Source organism: Enterobacter cloacae complex sp. 6730903 (genome assembly GCF_048283985.1).
GTDB classification, from domain to species: Bacteria; Pseudomonadota; Gammaproteobacteria; order Enterobacterales; family Enterobacteriaceae; genus Enterobacter; species Enterobacter hormaechei_C.
In genome coordinates this window covers 1-16712 of the sequence record NZ_JBLVXX010000069.1, presented here as the reverse complement: position 1 = coordinate 16712, position 16712 = coordinate 1, and the positions used below count along the sequence as shown (strand labels likewise).

Sequence of the window (16712 nt, the reverse complement as noted above, 5' to 3'; positions counted from 1 at the left end):
ATGTACACCTAATACTTCGAAAACTATCTCACTGCCTTGCTAATAAACGACAACCAAAATAATGTAATTTATTCTGTAAAGTTTTAAGGTAAATTATGCAGCCAAACTTTACACTTTCATAAAAAGCTCTTAATCCATTAGATATAAAATTATCCGCTTCGCTAGGAGTTTCAATTCATCAGGACATTTAATTAGAGATAACCAGGTCTCGTAAACATATATCTGTTTGCAAGCATTAAGCTCAGAGATCGAGTCTAAAGGTTCTCTCAGATTTCCTACAAGATACTGACTGAGCCAGTAAATGATTTCTTTATTAAACTCGTTATTAGGTAAGTCATAAATCACTTCTTGGTCAAAGATCTTGTAAAAAAGATCTCCGCATAAATTGCACATATGGTTTTCTTCGCTTACAAATTCTTCGATATTCATAAAACCGCTCCTATGTTCAATTAAGCAACATTATTTCGACTTGTTTCGATAACAGACTGAATCCAGGTATCAATCTCACTTTCAACGAAAGCTACTGCACGACTTCCAATTTTGACAGGAGCAGGAAACTTACCATCGTTGATCAGACGATATATCCAGGCTTTTCCGTAGCCAGTTCGTTCGAGAACTTCTGGTAATCGTATTAGGCGGGTTGCTTGATTTTTCATTTCGTTATCCCTTGTCGTTGCGGTGAAGTCACTATACGAGCAGTTGGGAAAAGAAAAGAGCGAAGCTCCTGAAGCGGAGGTTCTTCGTAGCTATGCAGGATGGTTTTCTCGAAGTTGGTGCCGTATAGAAAAGGGGAACTTGAGAGTAGCTGAAATTCCCCCGTTTTATAGCAAGTGTCAAAATGCCCGGTTTAAAGTAAAAATCGCAAAAAAAAGCACCATTCACAATGATGCCTTTAGTTAATTTTCAAAATTAAAACAAATAGTTATAAATGTAATTCTAATCCGATAGTTTCATTACATCAGAGACTTTCATTTGCTTCAAATGGCTATTTTTGTTCATGAAGTAATGGAATTGTCGGATAAAGTCAGTTGTGCAGGATTTAAGAGCCAAAGGCCTGTCGGTATCTTTGATTTGGCTAGACTGCCTCATTTCGCTTTCTTCGTCATCGTCTGTATATAGCAGTCTGGATAACCTGTCGTCAGAGACACGGATTTTTTTAACGGCTGCCCACACCAGGATATCCAGCATAGGTATCACACGATAACTGATGAGTTTCTTGATAGTTCCATACCCAAAGCGAACTGATTCTAAAGGATCTGGTTCGATACCTTTGATTTTACGCCACTGCGGTAATGCAGCTTTAAGCGACTCTGCAATCTCTTCGTCTGTGCCACTTGCCAAATCAATCTCGAACATGACTGTTCGTGAAAACTGATCTGGCATAATATCTGAAAGTGATTCTTCCCGAAGATCTCTGTTTATTGAATAATTGTCATCACCATCCCAAACAAAACCTCCGCGTTGCATAGCAATGATGCTCGTTTCAGCAAGGCGATCAAGAGTTGTTAGAAAAAAATGGGGAGGCTGAAAAAGTTTGTTGGCAGGAGTCATGTATCCCAGTTGCCCTTCTTCAATTAAAAAAGGATTGCCACTGAAAATTTTTGAGAAGTAACCCATAAGAGTTCTGCTCTCAAACTCTTCCCGATACTCCTTAAAGAACAAGTTACGAGCCCATATCTCATGGTAAAACTGGAGCAATGAGAGGTCTTCAAATTTGCGATATGTATCAATCTTAAACCAACTCTTGATGTCTTTTGTGTGCTCTGGTGACCAGTTGTTCAAAATCCATTCTCCACCTATGCTGGTACTGCCCTACGGATAGAATTCAGTTTTGCTGAAAAACTACCGCATTCACTAATCGGTGAAAAGCAGATCCTGCTTGCGCAGTTCAGCTACCAGCAGGGAGTTGAACTGAAGAATTTGTTTCCTTTTGATACAATTCTCCAATCCGCTAATCGTGAGAACCCATACCATTACGATTTATGGTTCCTTTTTAGAACCACACATAAAATTCAAAGTTTAAATAATATTAAAAATCAATGGAATGAATAGCTAATTACAGGGACGCCAGCCCACCAATCATGATTGGACAGTGATAGGACATCACTAGTAATAACAGGAAGTTAGCAGTCTCAGTAGGACACCGACCAGACGGTGACGAGACAAAAAAGGATACGCAAAGGAGCCGCGGCTCTTTAGTTCCACAGAAGCCCGCTGATGCGGGCTTTTTTTATGGGATAAGACATATGAATCAACTGCAAGAAATCATTCAGATACTCAGTTCTGGTGATGAAGGCACAACTAATGCTCTCATGAAAACGAAGATCCTTCTCTTCTCTATCGGGAAGAAGGAGCTTGCGGCCTGGGTAAACCATGAAATTGATGGTTATCCTGATTCAGTTCCCCTACCCGATTATCGATTTGTTGGCACAAGAATTCTTGCAGATCTGAACAACAGCGTTCGTCTTTATAGAGCTTTTCCGTTGCCGATTGGCTATCTAAGTGAAGATGACTATAACGATGCTACAAGGAGCGAAGTGCGGCTTTCAATCAGTCAAATTGAAAACTTGGTAACAAACGCCGGTGATAGCCAAACTCTTCAGCAGCCAATTCCTTTGGATTACGCATTAGTTAAATATTGCAAAGGTATAGATAAAGGCTATGAGTTAACACGCTGTTATAAAGAGATTCCGCTACATAACTTCACCTCCATATTAACTCAGGTCAGGTCGCGGCTGCTTGATTTTATACTTGAGCTTTCGGATCAAGTTTCTGAAATTTCTGACGAAAAAAACATGAAAGAACAACTTAAAAATATTGATACGTCTTCATTGTTCCGTAACTCAATTTTCGGAGACAATACCGTCATAAACTTCGGAAATGAAAACTCATTTTCAGTAAATAACAACGTAGTAAAAAACGACATTGCGTCATTAAAAGAGTATCTTTCAGCTCAGGGTTTCCCTAAATCTGATGTTGACGATTTAGAAATTGCTATTGATGAAGATGGCCCGATAGCTAACAATCGTGGTGAATATGGTCAGTCTGTTAGTAAATGGATGGCTAACATTGCAAATAAAGCAGTTCATGGGACTTTAGGTATAGGAATTGCGGCTGCAACTCAAGCAGCAACTGAGGCTCTTAAAAAATATTACAATCTATAGTTACTGACATGGGGTGTCGGGGGTCGGAGGTTCAAATCCTCTCGTGCCGACCAAAAACACATTTAAACCAGCCTCTTACGGCTGGTTTTTTTATGTCTATTTTCTGTACGGGGAATCACTGGGGAAAAATCGGGGAAAAATACCGTCAAAAAATCAGGCACAACAAGCTAATTGCCACCGATCCGTTTGTAAGACTTACCAGCACGCTACTTTTTCTCACTGCCCTATACTTTCAGTCTGACACGGTACCAAAGCAATAAGAGCGATGCAGAAAGTCGCTACATTGTCGATCCGCTCTCACCAGCTGAGGTGAGCGCGCTGTTAACATCAACAGGCAATAAACAGTGGGAGAACCTTTTCAGGTTTGCAATCCAGACAGGATTGCGTAGTTCCGAACTGTGTGCGCTCCGCTGGAGAGATATTGATTTTGTTGGGAAGACAGCGCATGTACAGAGCGCCAGCGTGTCAGGCGTGACGAAGGGGACCAAAACAAAGGCTGGAACGCGCAAGGTAGAATTAACTGATGAGGCGATGATCGCCCTCAACGATCAAAAGCCCTTCAGCTTCATGAAGAACGGTTGTGTCTTTGAGGATCCGAAGACAAACAAACCATGGGCAAGCGCGGATGCCATCAGGAAAAAAGCTTGGGTGCCAACGCTAAGGAAAGCCGGTATCAGGTATCGCAACCCCTATCAAACCCGGCACACTTTCGCTACACGGCTGATCAGTCGTGGTGTAAACCTTTTCTGGTTAGCGGCTCAGATGGGTCACAAAGGCCCAGAAATGCTATTCCGTCACTACGGACGTTATCTCAAGGAATACGACAATAACACAACAAATATTCAATTGAAAAAAAGTTGATCTTGGCAAATAATCCCTTCTTTTAGAAAAGAAGGGATATCAAGATGGCAGATCCAGCTTGGGTGGGAGTAGGAGGTCTTGTTGCTAGCACATTATCTGCCTTTGCAGCTTATTTAGCGATACGACAAAACATTATCCAACGGAGAATAGCAAATAAGGTTCAAATAACATTAAAAGGTGTCGAGGTTAACCTAGCGAGAAGAAAAATAATAAAATTTATTGACCTTACAAATGATAGTAGTGAGTTCACCATAAATCCACCACTCATTAACATTGGGTTAGGGCCAGCGTTAAAATTTGAATACTCTTGGGACTTTGATTACTTCAAACATTTTAAGAAGATCGGATTGAAATATGTAAGTGATGAAAAAAACTTAAGCACAAAAGAGTATTTAGACTATATCCATTCAAATAGTTACGCATTTCAATATTCAAAGGAGATTAACTCAGAACTCATAAATTTGTTAGGAAATGGTAAAACTGCTTGGTTTAGCCATGCCAATAAATATAAAGATGTAGATTACATTTTGCCATGGTCAGTTAGCAGCAAAGAGACATATTTAACATTACCAAATATAATTCCAATGCTTTTGACATATTATCTTTGGGAGCACTCAAAGTCTCCGATTGGAATGTACTTGCCCATTGTGGGCCCCACTTTAACATTAAGTTATGAAGATATCACTGGTGTAAAAAGAAAGGAGGTGTTTACCTCCAGTTTTGTATGTACCAGAACTAGCCAAAAAAACGATACTATTGAAGCCGGATTCAGATTAACTTTTTCACCAAGTCTCAGTAGAACAGCGCAACGAATTCAAAGAATACGTAAAAGCTACGCAGAATTCATGGATGAACATGACCACAATAAAAACAAGTAGTTAGGTAACTTTTACGCGGGTTCAACTCCCGCCAGCTCCACCAAAATTCTTCATCGGTGATTACCAGAGTCATCCGATGAAGTCCTGAAAGCCCGCACGGCGCAAGCCCTGCGGGCTTTTTTGTGTCTGTCGTTCTCCGAGCCATTCGACTTAGTCCGGCGATTATCGCTATACGTTCAGGTATTCCGGTTCATGCCGGATCAGCCACAGCCCCCCAGACCTACACCAATGTTCTGCGTGCTAAAGCGCCCGAGAAAAATCTAACGTTGCGTAATGGCCCCTGCCATCGTTGAAATCCCCGCACTGCAAATCAAAGCCCACCCCCCTTCACGCAATCAACATAACCAATTGATATTAAATAGTTATCACCTCATATATTTCCGTTTTCTTTTGTTTTGTCGAACGATCTGTGAACAACACCAAAACATTAACAACAAGGAAACAATAATATAACTACAGAGGTGACCATATGCTCAATAAAGAACGGCATTATGCAATTTTGACCTGGCTTAACAGGTACGAACGGGCGACGGTGAATCAGCTTGCGAAAGTATTTAACGTCACCAGGGAAACGATTCGCAGCGACCTGAACTTATTAGCGCAGGAAGGCGGCATTGAGCGATGCCACGGTGGGGCAATTATCAAACGCCGTATTTTTCATACCCAATCAGTCAATAATTTAGATAGCAATATCATTCATTTTTTTGACTCCGCGCAGTCAAGAAAAACGATCAAATCCCGACACAAAGGGCGAAAGATGAAAGGTAAAGTCTGTATTCTGGGTTCATTCAACGTTGATATTATTGCTAATGTCGATCGTTTCCCGCAAAGCGGAGAATCTATTTTTTCCGAAAATACGATTATTGGACCCGGCGGAAAAGGCGCAAATCAGGCGCTGGCCGTAAGCAAATGCAATGTTAAAACCCATTTTGTCGGTAAGGTGGGTAACGATCAGTTTAGTCAGATGGCCTTTGAACATCTTTCATCTTCTGCTATCGACAGCTTCACGCTTTATCAGGATAAGGATCAGAAAACCGGCACCGCGCTTATTTATGTTTGTCAAAGCGATGGTGAAAATATGATTGCCATCAGCCCTGGGGCCAACCGGTCCATTACAGCCGATGAAGTTGAAGCAATTACCCCTGAAGTGAAAAACGCAGATATTTTTTTAACCCAGCTGGAAAATAATCTACCCGCTACCTTTCGGGCCATTGAAATTGCCCGCCGTAACGGGATCAAGGTGGTTTTGAACCCTGCCCCCTGGTCATCTGATGTGGTTAGCTGCCTGAAGAACGTGGACTTTCTGACCCCAAACGAGACTGAGGCCTCATTGCTGTCCGGCATTCATATTGTGGATCTTGCCAGCGCAAAGGAAGCCGCCAGAGCCATTAAAGCGAAAGGGGTAGGCCACGTCATCATTACCATGGGAGCGAAAGGCGCGCTTATTTATGACGGTGAGCAATTCATTCATATCCCGGCGCTGAAAGCCGTATGTGTGGATACCACCGGTGCTGGCGATGCCTTCAACGGCGCATTCGCCGCCGCGATGGCGAAAGGGGAATCTATTATTCAGGCAGCAAAATTTGCCTGTGCTTTCGCCTCTTTGGCCGTCGAAAAAGAAGGCGCATCAAATATGCCCGAATATAAAGATGTCCTGACCCGCCTCGCGCAATATAACGATAAAAACATTCTCACCGAGAAAATTTAACGCACGCATATTTCTGCAAACACAGATTATATTCACGACAACCATTTCAGTAATGGGAGTATGTCCGATGAAAGCCCTGACAGAATCTAAACCCGGCGGCGCGATACCGCAGGTAAATAATATGCCTCATCAGCAAACACTATCCCGCATGGCACGTTGCCGCCAGACGTTACGCCGGTGGTGGCCGTTTTACGTAATGGCCCTGCCTGGGGTTATCTATTTTTTTATCTGGCACTATTTACCCATTTGGGAAACCAAAATTGCGTTTGAGCAGTACCGTATTATCCCGCCGAATATCTGGGTCGGAATGGAGTATTTTGCCACGCTGATGTCATCCCCTATTTTCTGGCAAGTGATACAGAACACCGTGATTATCGGCGCAATGAAGCTGATTTTTATTTTTCCGGTTCCCATTATCGTGGCGCTCTTGCTCAATGAAGTGCGCTCGTCCGGTTACCGTAAATTTGTCCAGTCGGTGATTTATCTGCCGCACTATCTTTCCTGGGTGGTAATCGCCAGCATCGCGATTGCCACGCTCTCGCCGGTTGATGGCGCAGTTAACGACATCATTAAATCGATGGGCTATGACCCGATCCCCTTTATGACCGACAGCGGCTCTATCCGCTGGGTACTGGTGTTCACTGAAATGTGGCGCAGCGCGGGCTGGGACTCATTACTTTACATCGCGGCGATCCTCGCCATCGATCCACAGTTGTATGAAGCCGCGGAAATGGATGGTGCCGGGCGCTGGCGCAAAATCTGGCACATCACCCTGCCCGCTATCACCCCGACCATCGCCACGCTGTTTATCCTCAACGTCGGGCTGTTCCTGAGCCAGGGCTTTGATCAGGTCTTCAACATGACCAACGACGTGGTGAACGGACAGATAGACATCATCGACACCTACGTCTACCGCATGGGCCTGCGCACCGGGGAGTTCTCGCTGGCGACCGCCGCAGGGTTATTCAAAGGCGTGATCGGCATGATCCTTATCGTGCTGGCACATAACGTTTCAAAACGCCTGACGGGTAAAGGAGTCTGGTAATGCGCATCTCATCACGAAGCACCCCTTTTGAGCGCATCGAATATGTGCTCATTCTCTCGGTACTGATGCTGCTGGTTGTCGTGACGCTACAACCGATCCTCAACCTGGTGGCGATATCCTTCTCCAGCCCGGCAAACGTGCCCGGCATGAGCGGCCTGGAAATTATTCCGCAGGGCTTTTCGCTGGACGTCTGGAAGCTGCTGCTGACCAACGAAGCCGTGCTGCGCGGGTTTGGCAATGCAATGCTGATTACCGTGGTGGGCACCATCATCAACGTAGTTTTCACCGTGCTGCTGGCCTGGGCGCTGGCGCAAAAACGCCTGCCGGGACGCCGCTGGCTGTTTATGTTTGTCCTGTTCACCATCGTCTTTGAGCCGGGCATCATCCCCGATTTTCTGGTGATGAAAAAGCTGGGGCTACTGAACAGCTACTGGTCCGTCATCCTGTATCGCGCCGTCTTCGCCTGGTACCTGATTATTCTGGTTCGCCTGTTCGAAGAGATCCCGGAGGAGCTGCTGGAAGCCGCCGAACTCGATGGCGCGAACCCGTTCCAGACGCTGTGGTATGTCATTATGCCGGTCGCCAAATCGTCCATTGCCATGATCACGTTATTTTACATGGTGCTGCACTGGAACGAGTTTTTCCGCGCCATGGTGTACCTCAACGACCCGGACAAATGGCCGTTGCAGGTGGTGCTGCGTCAGTTTGTCGTCGAGGGCGATAAGCTGGCGATGGTAGGCGTCGAAAGCATGTCGAACTACACCGATGCCAGCCAGATCAGCATCAAGGCGCTAAAAGCCGGGATGATCACCTTAACCATCGCCCCGCTGATTGCCATCTACCCGATTATTTTGCGCTTCTTCACCAAAGGGACCATGTCCGGCGCGGTGAAGGGTTAACAGGAGCGATGACGATGAAATTATTCACAGCAATCGCCTGCGGCCTGCTGTTATGCCAGGCCGCCTGGGCCGAGCCGGTCACTATCCGGATTGTGGAAAAAGATCTGCTGACCACCAACCGCGAAGATGTCGCGCATATTCAGCGAATCGAGCAGGCGCTGGCACGCCAGGGACACGATATCCACATTGAAATCGTCAACCTGTCGTCTTCCGGCTACTCCGACGTGCTGAACGTGATGCTGCTCTCCGGCACCATCCCTGACCTGATCTACTTCAACGGCAGCGACCAGAAGATGTTCGAACAGGGCATTCTTGAAGACTGGCGTCCGTGGATTGCGCAAACCCGCTATCTGAAAGAGGCGCTGTGGCCGCACAACCGGCTTCGCCTGCAAAACCATCCGACCCTGCTGTATGTCTTTCCGCTGCGCGCGCGCCAGCCGGTGATCCGTGAGGACTGGTTACAGAAGAGCGGGTTCAGCGCATCGCCCAAAACACTGGCGGAGTACGTCACGCTGTTCAATGCGATCCACGCCGGTGACTACAACGGCGACGGTAAGACGGACAGCTGGGGGATCACCTCCGAGAAAGACCTGCGCGATCTCGACGGTTTTATGAACCCGGCGTTTGGTATTCACGCCACCTGGCTCAAGGACGACCAGGGCAAGCTGATCAACGCCCAGATAAGCCCGCAGGAGCGGAGCAAGCTGGAGTTCTACCATTCGCTATATCAGAAAGGACTGCTCTCCTCCCAGTACATCACCACCAACTGGGAGCTAAAAGAGGATGAGTTTTATACCGGCAAGGTTGGCGTGGTATCCGTCTCATCGCCGGGCAACGTCGGCGTGTACCAGGAAAAGATGCGCCAGATCCATCCTGACGCCACCCTCACCCTGCTCGACCCACCCGAAGGCCCGGCAGGTAAAGGGCTGGCGGCGACAGATGTTTCCATGGAAACGCGCGGCTTTGCCATGTCCTCGCTCTCGAAACATAAAAAGGAAGTGATGATCCTGCTCGATTTTCTGGCAAGCCCGGAAGGGCAAATGATGGAGCAGATGGGCTTCGAGAACACGCACTACGTTCGTAAGGGCAACACCATAAACGTGACGCCAAAAATTAATGCCTGGTATCCGCGGTTTATCCAGGCCGCCAACTGGAAGCCACCGGTGGAGTGGCGGACGCCCGCGATGCTGCGCTATATCGACAATTCACAACGTTATTTTACGGCGGATAACGCCTTTATCTTCCCGGCGTCATTTGCCGCCGCCATCGACTCAACCAGCAGTATTTACAACCAGTGGGCGTACCAGTTTGTCTCTGGCAAAGCGTCATTTGACAAGTGGGATCAGTATGTCAGCGCCTGGAAAGCCGCAGGTGGAAACGCCATGACCGAATATGCAGAGGAAAAATTAAAATGACCGTTACGCAAACCACTGATTTATCGTTCAATTCCCGCATTCTGGGCATGCTGTATGGCGTGGCGTTCGGCGATGCCTTAGGCGGACCGGTTGAGAAACTCTCCGCCCGGCAAATCGCGGAGAAATATGGCCGCGTCACCTCCATCCACCAGCGCTGGCACCGGATGGACGAGCCGTCCGCACGGCGCAACAACCGCGTGCGCGGCAACGGCATCATTACCGACGATACGCTGATGACGCTCTGCCTGATGGAGGTTTACAGCGAGCTGGGGCGCCACATTGATGCGTGGGATATGGGGGAGTCTTTTGTACGGAAGATTGCCTGGGAACCGCGCTGGGTGCCGGAACTGGATCGGGAAGCGCTGGTTATTGAGCGCCTGTTTTATCCGGAAAAATGGATCTTCCATCGTCTGCAACTGGCCGCCTGCGATCCGCGCCAGGGCGGCGTGGGCAATATGGTGAACTGCGGCGCAGCCATGTATGCCGCCCCCATCGGAGCCATCAATGCCTGCAACCCTGAAGCGGCCTACCAGGAAGCCATTAATTTCACCCAGGGGCATCAGCAGAGCTATGGGCTGGAGGCCGCAGGGGTCTTCGCCGCCTGCGTTGCGGCGGCATTTATTCCTGGCATCACCGTTGAGGCTATCACCAACATCGCGTTGAAACTGGCTAAAGACGGTACCCGTCAGGCTATCGCGGCAACGCTTGACGTCGCGCGTCGCTACCGTGGAACCGCATGGGATTATCAACAGGTCGTTGACGCCCTGCACGATGCGCTTTTGCCCTTCTCGCCGATGGGTGACGACCTGATGCACGGCCCGGAAAAAGCGGGCGTCCCGACCATGGCCTACCAGCCCTCGCGCCTGATGTCGATTGAGGAACTGCCGATGGCGCTGGCCTTCTGCCTGCTGCGCGAAGGCGAGTTTCGCGGTGCGGTGGAAGACGCCATCAATTCAGGCCGTGATACCGATTCTATCGGGGTGATGAGCGGCGCGATTTTAGGCGCGCTGCACGGGGAAGCCATTGTCGAACCTGAGGTGCTGGCGGGTATTGATAGCGCCAACCGCCTGGATCTGCGCACGGCCGCGCGGCGCTTCAGCGAATCAGCACAAAGCATTATCCAGCAGGATCTCGCTGCGGCGGCGCTTTACCGCCAGCACGTCATGCCATTATTGCAGCCAGGCCACTCCGCCGGGCGAGGAGAGTAACATGAGCCAAATCGTTTTAAATAATCTCGGCAAATCCTACGGCAACGTCAGCATCATTAAAGGGATTTCGCTGAGCATTCACGAAGGCGAATTTATTGTGCTGGTCGGCCCGTCCGGGTGCGGGAAATCCACCCTGCTGCGCATGATTGCGGGTCTGGAAGATATCACGTCCGGTGAACTGCTGATGCACGGCGAGGTGGTCAACACCCTGCCCGCCAAAAAACGCGATATCGCCATGGTGTTCCAGAGCTATGCGCTCTACCCGCACATGAAGGTGCGGGACAACATGAGTTTTGCCCTGAAGCTTGCCAGCGTCTCAAAAGCGGAACGGATGGCGCGCGTGGAAGAGGCGGCGGAAATCCTCGGCCTGACGCATCTGCTCGATCGCCTCCCGCGGGATCTCTCCGGCGGCCAGCGTCAGCGCGTGGCGATGGGGCGCGCGCTGGTGCGTGACCCGAAGGCCTTTTTGTTTGATGAACCGCTCTCCAACCTGGACGCCAAACTGCGCCATAAAATGCGCGGCGAAATCCGTAAGATCCACCAGCGGATGGGCCGCACCACCATCTACGTGACGCACGATCAGACGGAAGCGATGACCATGGCGGACAGGATTGTGGTGCTGAATGCCGGACATATTGAGCAGGTCGGCACCCCGGAAGAGCTGTACCGTAACCCGGATAACCTGTTTGTCGCGGGCTTTATCGGCACGCCGGAAATTAACACCCTTAAAGGCGTGATTCAGCACGGCGAGATTGTGCTCAACAACGGCTACCGCTTCCCCTGCCCCCTCCGCTCACATATTGAAGGGATGGAGATCATCTGCGCCACCCGACCGCACTATATCCGGATCGGCGAGTCAGGGATGCCAGCGGAAATCGTACTGATAGAGATGACCGGGGAAGGCCAGGAGATCCGGGTGCGTATCAACGATCAGGAGCTGATCGTGGTGTCCCATGAAAAGCTGGATATCAACGTGGGTCAGAAGGTTTTCCTCAACGTAGACGCGGAAAAAATGTTCTTGTTTGATGCCCAGACCGGCAAGCGTTTGCGGTCATAACATGCTGGCTCAATCCATCCTGTGAACGCATTAAAGCCCGCATGGTGCAAGCCCTGCGGGTTTTTTACATCTTCATTTACTGTGCAATGCCCCCTCACACGCCAGCGCCAGCGTCATCAGCATCGTCTCATCCTCCTGCGCCGATAACATCTCCATCCCCACCGGCAGCCCGATACGGCTTACGCCACAGGGCAACGTAATGGCAGGCAGGCCGCTGATAGCGGCCAGTTCCGGCGCGCAGCCTGGCGGCATCTTCGCCATACTTTCTGGTAATCGTTTTACGGTGGGATACACAAATCCGTCGATGCGCTGCACCTCCGCCACCTGGCAAAGGTTCTGCCGCAACAGGCGCTGAAAGCGACGCCCCGCCAGCCAGAGAGGGGTTTTCAGCGTGTTACTCGCCAGCATCTGACGTAGAAACGGCGCAAACTCTGGCAGGAAAGCGCCGGAGTCCACAATGCTTGTCAGTCCGGAGGGAGCGCCTGGCTGTTTGCTAAGCCAGTCGTCAATCGCCACGCGAAATTCATACAGACTGAGGCAGGTGGCCTGCCTCACCTCTTCAAGGAAGGGGAGTGAAACCTCCACCAGCGTCGCTCCGGCACGGCGCAACGTGTGCAGCGCCGACTGCCAGACCTCCAGCTGTACCTCATCCTCTCCCTGTAACGCGGTCACCACGCCAAAGCGAACGCCTTTCAGCGAACGCACAGGAAGCGCAACCGGCGGCAGGCCATGGATCACCGCATGCAGCAAGGCGGCATCCTCAACGCTATGTACCATTGGCCCAACGGTATCTTTGCTGGGCGAGAGCGGCGCCACGCCGTCCAGCTGTGAACGGCGAAAGACAGGCCGTAGCCCCACCAGCCCGGTATAGCTACAGGGAATGCGGATAGAGCCGCCGGTATCGGTACCCAATGCGCCATCCGCCATTCCAGCCGCCACCGCCGCGGCGCATCCTCCGCTGGAACCTCCGGCGGTGAGTGTCGGGCAAAGTGGATTCGCCACATCACCCCCCAGCGAGCTACGCGAGCGCACATCGAACGCGAACTCGGACATATTGGCCCTGGCGAGAATAATCGCCCCCGCTCTGCGCAATCGCTGCACGACCCGTGCATCCGCTGTCGCGTTAAGCGAGGCCAGCGCACGGCAGCCAAGGGTGATCGGCATCGGCGTGCAGGCAATATTATCTTTGACGATCAGCGGCACGCCGTGCAGGGGGCCGATCGGCTCTCCACGCCGTCGCTGCTGCTGATGCTGTTCCGCCTGAGACATGGCGTCAGGGTTAACCCCGAGGATCGCGTTGAGCGCCCGGTGCTGCTGTATGACGTCGAGACGGCGGGCAATTTCCTCCGGACAGTCGTCTGGCGGTATCAGGCGCTTCATAGTCTCAGGCTCCCCGTGCTGAAAACCGGGCAGAAGGCTGCCCGGGATACGTTTTAGTCCCGCATGCCGGTAGTAATGGCATCAATGTCCTGCGGACGCAGACGAATTTCCGCCGCCCGTCGGTGCCCCTGCATCCCCTCGGTACGGCTCTGGCGGATCGCCGGTTCTGCGATTGCCGGGATACCCTGCTCGTCAATCCACTGATGGGTACAGATTTTGACGTATGCCCCTACCCACAGACCGCCGGTATAGCGTGCCGCCGCCATCGTCGGTAACGTATGGTTGGTGCCGCAGCATTTATCGGAGAACACCACGCTGGCGTTCTGACCAATAAACAGCGAGCCATAGTTGCGGATCTTCGCCGCCGTCGCGTGCGGATCGCGGGTATGCACCTGCAAATGCTCCGTCGCCATATAGTCAGCAAACGCAATCAGCTGCGCTTCATCTTCGCAGAGCACAATCTCCCCCTGCCGACGCCACGCCTCGCCCGCCGTGGCGGCCGTTGGCAGGCTGGCAAGCTGACGCTCAACCTCCGCCAGGGTTCGCTCAGCGATATCCCGGCTGGTTGTCGCCAGCCCGACGCGGGTATGAATATCGTGCTCTGCCTGCGCCAGCATATCGGCGGCCAGAATGCGCGGGTCGGCGCTGTCGTCGGCGATAGTGAAAATCTCGCTCGGCCCGGCGAGGGCATCAATGCCGACTCGACCAAACACCTGGCGTTTCGCTTCGTTAACGAAGGCATTGCCTGGCCCAACGATTTTGTCCACCGACGGGATGCTCTCCGTTCCCCAGGCCATAGCCGCAATGGCCTGCGCGCCGCCAACTTTGAAAATGCGGTGCGCGCCCGCCAGATGGCAAACTGCAATCATCGCAGGATGGGCGCCCGGGGGCAGACAGGCGATAATCTGTTCACAACCCGCCACCGTCGCAGGAACAATCGACATCACGGGAGCGGAGAGAATCGGATACCGACCGCCCGGCACGTAGCAGCCCACCGTCTGCACCGGGATGATCCGGTGACCGAGATGCACGCCAGGCAGCGTCTCTACCTCCAGCGGCTGCATGGTCGCCAGCTGCGCCTGCGCAAAACGACGCACCTGATTAATGGCAAACTCACTGTCGCGGCGCGTCTGGGCATCCATCCCTTCCAGTGCTTCGGCGATCTCCTGCTCGCTCACCTCAAACTGCGCGGGCACGACCTTATCAAACTGCTGCGAAAAGGCTCTTAGCGCCGTATCGCCTTCGGTTTTCACGCGCTCGATAATGGCGCTGACCTTCTCCGTCAGGGAACGATCGGCCTGCGCATCCTGCCCCTGCGGGCGCTTAATCCAGCTCACCTGATTTAACATTTACGCGTCCTCCATCTGGCCGAGTTTGATCTGCGCCAGCAGCGCCAGATGGTCATAAACCACCCACTCATCAACAATTTTTCCGTTGACGATGTGGTAGTGCGACATGCCCATCACAAACAGTCGTTCTCCGGTCGGCTTGCCGAGTTCGCCGTAACCCAGGTGATGCCCTTCGATAATCCAGCGTACGGCCACTTTGACGCCGCCTTCATCGCACGGGTTGGAACAAATATGCTGCGGCAGCCACGCGCCGTCAGGGATCATCCCCACCAGCGACAGCGTCTGATGGGTTACCGCCGCGGTGCCGTACAGCTCTTTCATCAGCGGACCGTGCCACTGTACGTTAGGCGCATACACTTCTTTGATCTTGCCAAACATCCGGCGGTTGTAGATCTCATGCAACCAGCGCAGGCACTGCTCCTCCGTATCGGTGTGCGCAATGGAAACATCGCACTCCATCTCCGGCGGATATTGCCCCAGCATGCGGCCGTTTTCGCCGATGTCCATCACGCGGAAGCCTTTATCGAACTGCTCCTTTGCCATATTAAATGCGATTTGATCGGTGTTCAGACCAAGCTGTTTCATCAGCGACATGTTGTCGCTGACCACCCACTCCCGATAAATTTTATTCTCGTGGATCATGCAATCCGCCACGGTACGCGTCACAAACGTACGGTTCGTCGGTTTGCCTAAATGGCTGTGCTGGGTATGCCGCCCGCTTCCCGTCACCAGGTGAGAGGTATAAAAACCATCAACATCATTTCCGTTCCAGATAACCTGGGTTGCCATTCCGCGCCGTTCCGGGAAGGCAATTAAACGTTGCAGCGTATCCTGCACCACCTGTTCGCGGTTATAGAGTGTCCCCAGCGCGTTATACAGCACGCAGTTATGGGTATAGTGAGAATAAATTAAACCGACATCGCGCTCGTCCCATATTTTATGGGTGCAGCGAACGATATAATCGACAATATCGGTATAGCAGTCATCAAAGCCGCGTAATGATTGCACACGCGGTCTTTTTTCCGGTACCAGATCGACAAAATCACGACGCTCCACCTGTAATACAGGTTCCTCTTTCAGCGATTTCACGCTGCTTTTTTCGGGTACGGCTGGTGCTTTATTTGTTGCTTCGGTGGAAGACATATAAACTCCTGCTCTGTTTTCAGACAATAAGAACCCGCACCCGTAAGTGAGGGTGAATTAAACACGGTTAATATTTGCAGCCGGAATAAGGGGGCTGCCGCCCCATTAATTAAATATTTGCGACCAAATCGCTAATTCATCGATCCCCAGATATTCACGGAAAATTAAACCATCACGTAATTCAAGCTGGCTGATACCGGTAATTGATATGGGTTTACGGGTCGGCGCACCAAATTTGCCGTAACCGTCATGCCAGGTTAACAACGACCAGCGCAATGAAAGTCGAATCGGCTCATTAGGATCTTTACGCACAATCAGGTGATGAAGCTGCGTTTCGCTGTCGGCAAATGAAGCGCGATAACCGGAAAGCTGTGCGCCAATTTCCTGTTCGCCGGTGCAGAGGCAGTGCCCCGGCGCGTACAGCGTCGCCGCCGGGTGATAGAGACCGGGCACCACGCCGCTGTTACCGCCCGCCCACATCGTTAAGTAGCTGTCTCTTATACACATCTCCGAGCCCACGAGACATACGCCATTATCTGGTATGCCGTCTTATGCTTGAAAAAAGGGGGGGGGGGGGGGGGGGGGGGGGGGGGGGGGGGGGGGGG

The 16712-nt window shown here is 51.2% G+C and carries 15 protein-coding genes and 1 pseudogene; 9 read left to right on the top strand and 7 right to left on the bottom strand.

Going from position 1 to position 16712, the window contains the following annotated elements; genetic code table 11:
* Positions 1 to 129 precede the first annotated feature (129 nt).
* The 3 genes from ACNQ0W_RS23570 to ACNQ0W_RS23560 all read right to left on the bottom strand — a co-directional run bounded on the left by ACNQ0W_RS23570 (position 130) and on the right by ACNQ0W_RS23560 (position 1782).
* Positions 130 to 429: a hypothetical protein gene (locus ACNQ0W_RS23570; RefSeq protein WP_001019190.1), complete on the bottom strand. Its 300-nt coding sequence runs from the start codon at positions 427 to 429 to the stop codon at positions 130 to 132.
* A 20-nt stretch (positions 430 to 449) separates the two neighbouring features.
* Entirely contained in the window at positions 450 to 656 is a 207-nt protein-coding gene (locus ACNQ0W_RS23565; RefSeq protein WP_000795663.1) for a helix-turn-helix transcriptional regulator, read from the bottom strand.
* Positions 657 to 936: 280 nt separating this feature from the next.
* Positions 937 to 1782: a DUF6387 family protein gene (locus ACNQ0W_RS23560; protein WP_001067212.1), complete on the bottom strand. Its 846-nt coding sequence runs from the start codon at positions 1780 to 1782 to the stop codon at positions 937 to 939.
* 464 nt (positions 1783 to 2246) lie between these two features.
* Between ACNQ0W_RS23560 and ACNQ0W_RS23555 the strand changes: the two genes are divergently transcribed.
* The 9 genes and pseudogenes from ACNQ0W_RS23555 (at position 2247) to ACNQ0W_RS23515 (ending at position 12235) form a co-directional block, all read left to right on the top strand.
* On the top strand, positions 2247 to 3164 hold the full coding sequence (locus ACNQ0W_RS23555; protein ID WP_062933581.1) for a hypothetical protein: 918 nt from the start codon (positions 2247 to 2249) through the stop codon (positions 3162 to 3164).
* Positions 3165 to 3404: 240 nt separating this feature from the next.
* A pseudogene (locus ACNQ0W_RS23550) lies at positions 3405 to 4025 on the top strand (site-specific integrase); the annotation flags it as partial.
* A gap of 44 nt (positions 4026 to 4069) precedes the next feature.
* Positions 4070 to 4903, top strand: coding sequence for a hypothetical protein (locus ACNQ0W_RS23545; RefSeq protein ID WP_032654645.1), 834 nt, complete (start codon positions 4070 to 4072; stop codon positions 4901 to 4903).
* A 469-nt stretch (positions 4904 to 5372) separates the two neighbouring features.
* Entirely contained in the window at positions 5373 to 6611 is a 1239-nt protein-coding gene (gene rbsK / locus ACNQ0W_RS23540; RefSeq protein ID WP_032649197.1) for a ribokinase, read from the top strand.
* A gap of 121 nt (positions 6612 to 6732) precedes the next feature.
* Positions 6733 to 7656, top strand: coding sequence for an ABC transporter permease (locus ACNQ0W_RS23535; protein ID WP_235143889.1), 924 nt, complete (start codon positions 6733 to 6735; stop codon positions 7654 to 7656).
* On the top strand, positions 7656 to 8555 hold the full coding sequence (locus tag ACNQ0W_RS23530) for a carbohydrate ABC transporter permease (protein WP_017692842.1): 900 nt from the start codon (positions 7656 to 7658) through the stop codon (positions 8553 to 8555). The genes ACNQ0W_RS23535 and ACNQ0W_RS23530 overlap by 1 nt, the downstream gene beginning before the upstream one ends.
* 14 nt (positions 8556 to 8569) lie before the next feature.
* Positions 8570 to 9970 carry an extracellular solute-binding protein gene (locus ACNQ0W_RS23525; RefSeq protein WP_062933579.1) on the top strand — a complete coding sequence of 467 codons (1401 nt, stop codon included), beginning with the start codon at positions 8570 to 8572 and terminating at the stop codon, positions 9968 to 9970.
* Positions 9967 to 11178 carry an ADP-ribosylglycohydrolase family protein gene (locus ACNQ0W_RS23520; RefSeq protein ID WP_062933578.1) on the top strand — a complete coding sequence of 404 codons (1212 nt, stop codon included), beginning with the start codon at positions 9967 to 9969 and terminating at the stop codon, positions 11176 to 11178. The genes ACNQ0W_RS23525 and ACNQ0W_RS23520 overlap by 4 nt, the downstream gene beginning before the upstream one ends.
* A 1-nt stretch (position 11179) precedes the next feature.
* Positions 11180 to 12235, top strand: coding sequence for an ABC transporter ATP-binding protein (locus tag ACNQ0W_RS23515; protein ID WP_062933577.1), 1056 nt, complete (start codon positions 11180 to 11182; stop codon positions 12233 to 12235).
* A gap of 72 nt (positions 12236 to 12307) precedes the next feature.
* Here the strand turns inward: ACNQ0W_RS23515 and ACNQ0W_RS23510 are convergent, their stop codons facing one another.
* From ACNQ0W_RS23510 to ACNQ0W_RS23495, 4 genes are all read right to left on the bottom strand, one after another.
* Positions 12308 to 13615 (bottom strand): amidase, encoded by a 1308-nt coding sequence (locus ACNQ0W_RS23510; protein WP_062933576.1) that lies wholly within the window; start codon positions 13613 to 13615, stop codon positions 12308 to 12310.
* 53 nt (positions 13616 to 13668) lie between these two features.
* Positions 13669 to 14964, bottom strand: coding sequence for a histidinol dehydrogenase (gene hisD, locus ACNQ0W_RS23505; RefSeq protein ID WP_059294874.1), 1296 nt, complete (start codon positions 14962 to 14964; stop codon positions 13669 to 13671).
* On the bottom strand, positions 14965 to 16107 hold the full coding sequence (locus ACNQ0W_RS23500) for an ester cyclase (protein WP_048981847.1): 1143 nt from the start codon (positions 16105 to 16107) through the stop codon (positions 14965 to 14967). It abuts the gene before it with no gap.
* Positions 16108 to 16212: 105 nt separating this feature from the next.
* A complete protein-coding gene (locus ACNQ0W_RS23495) occupies positions 16213 to 16614 on the bottom strand; it encodes a nuclear transport factor 2 family protein (protein WP_417933261.1) in 402 nt (133 codons plus the stop codon).
* Positions 16615 to 16712: the final 98 nt, after the last annotated feature.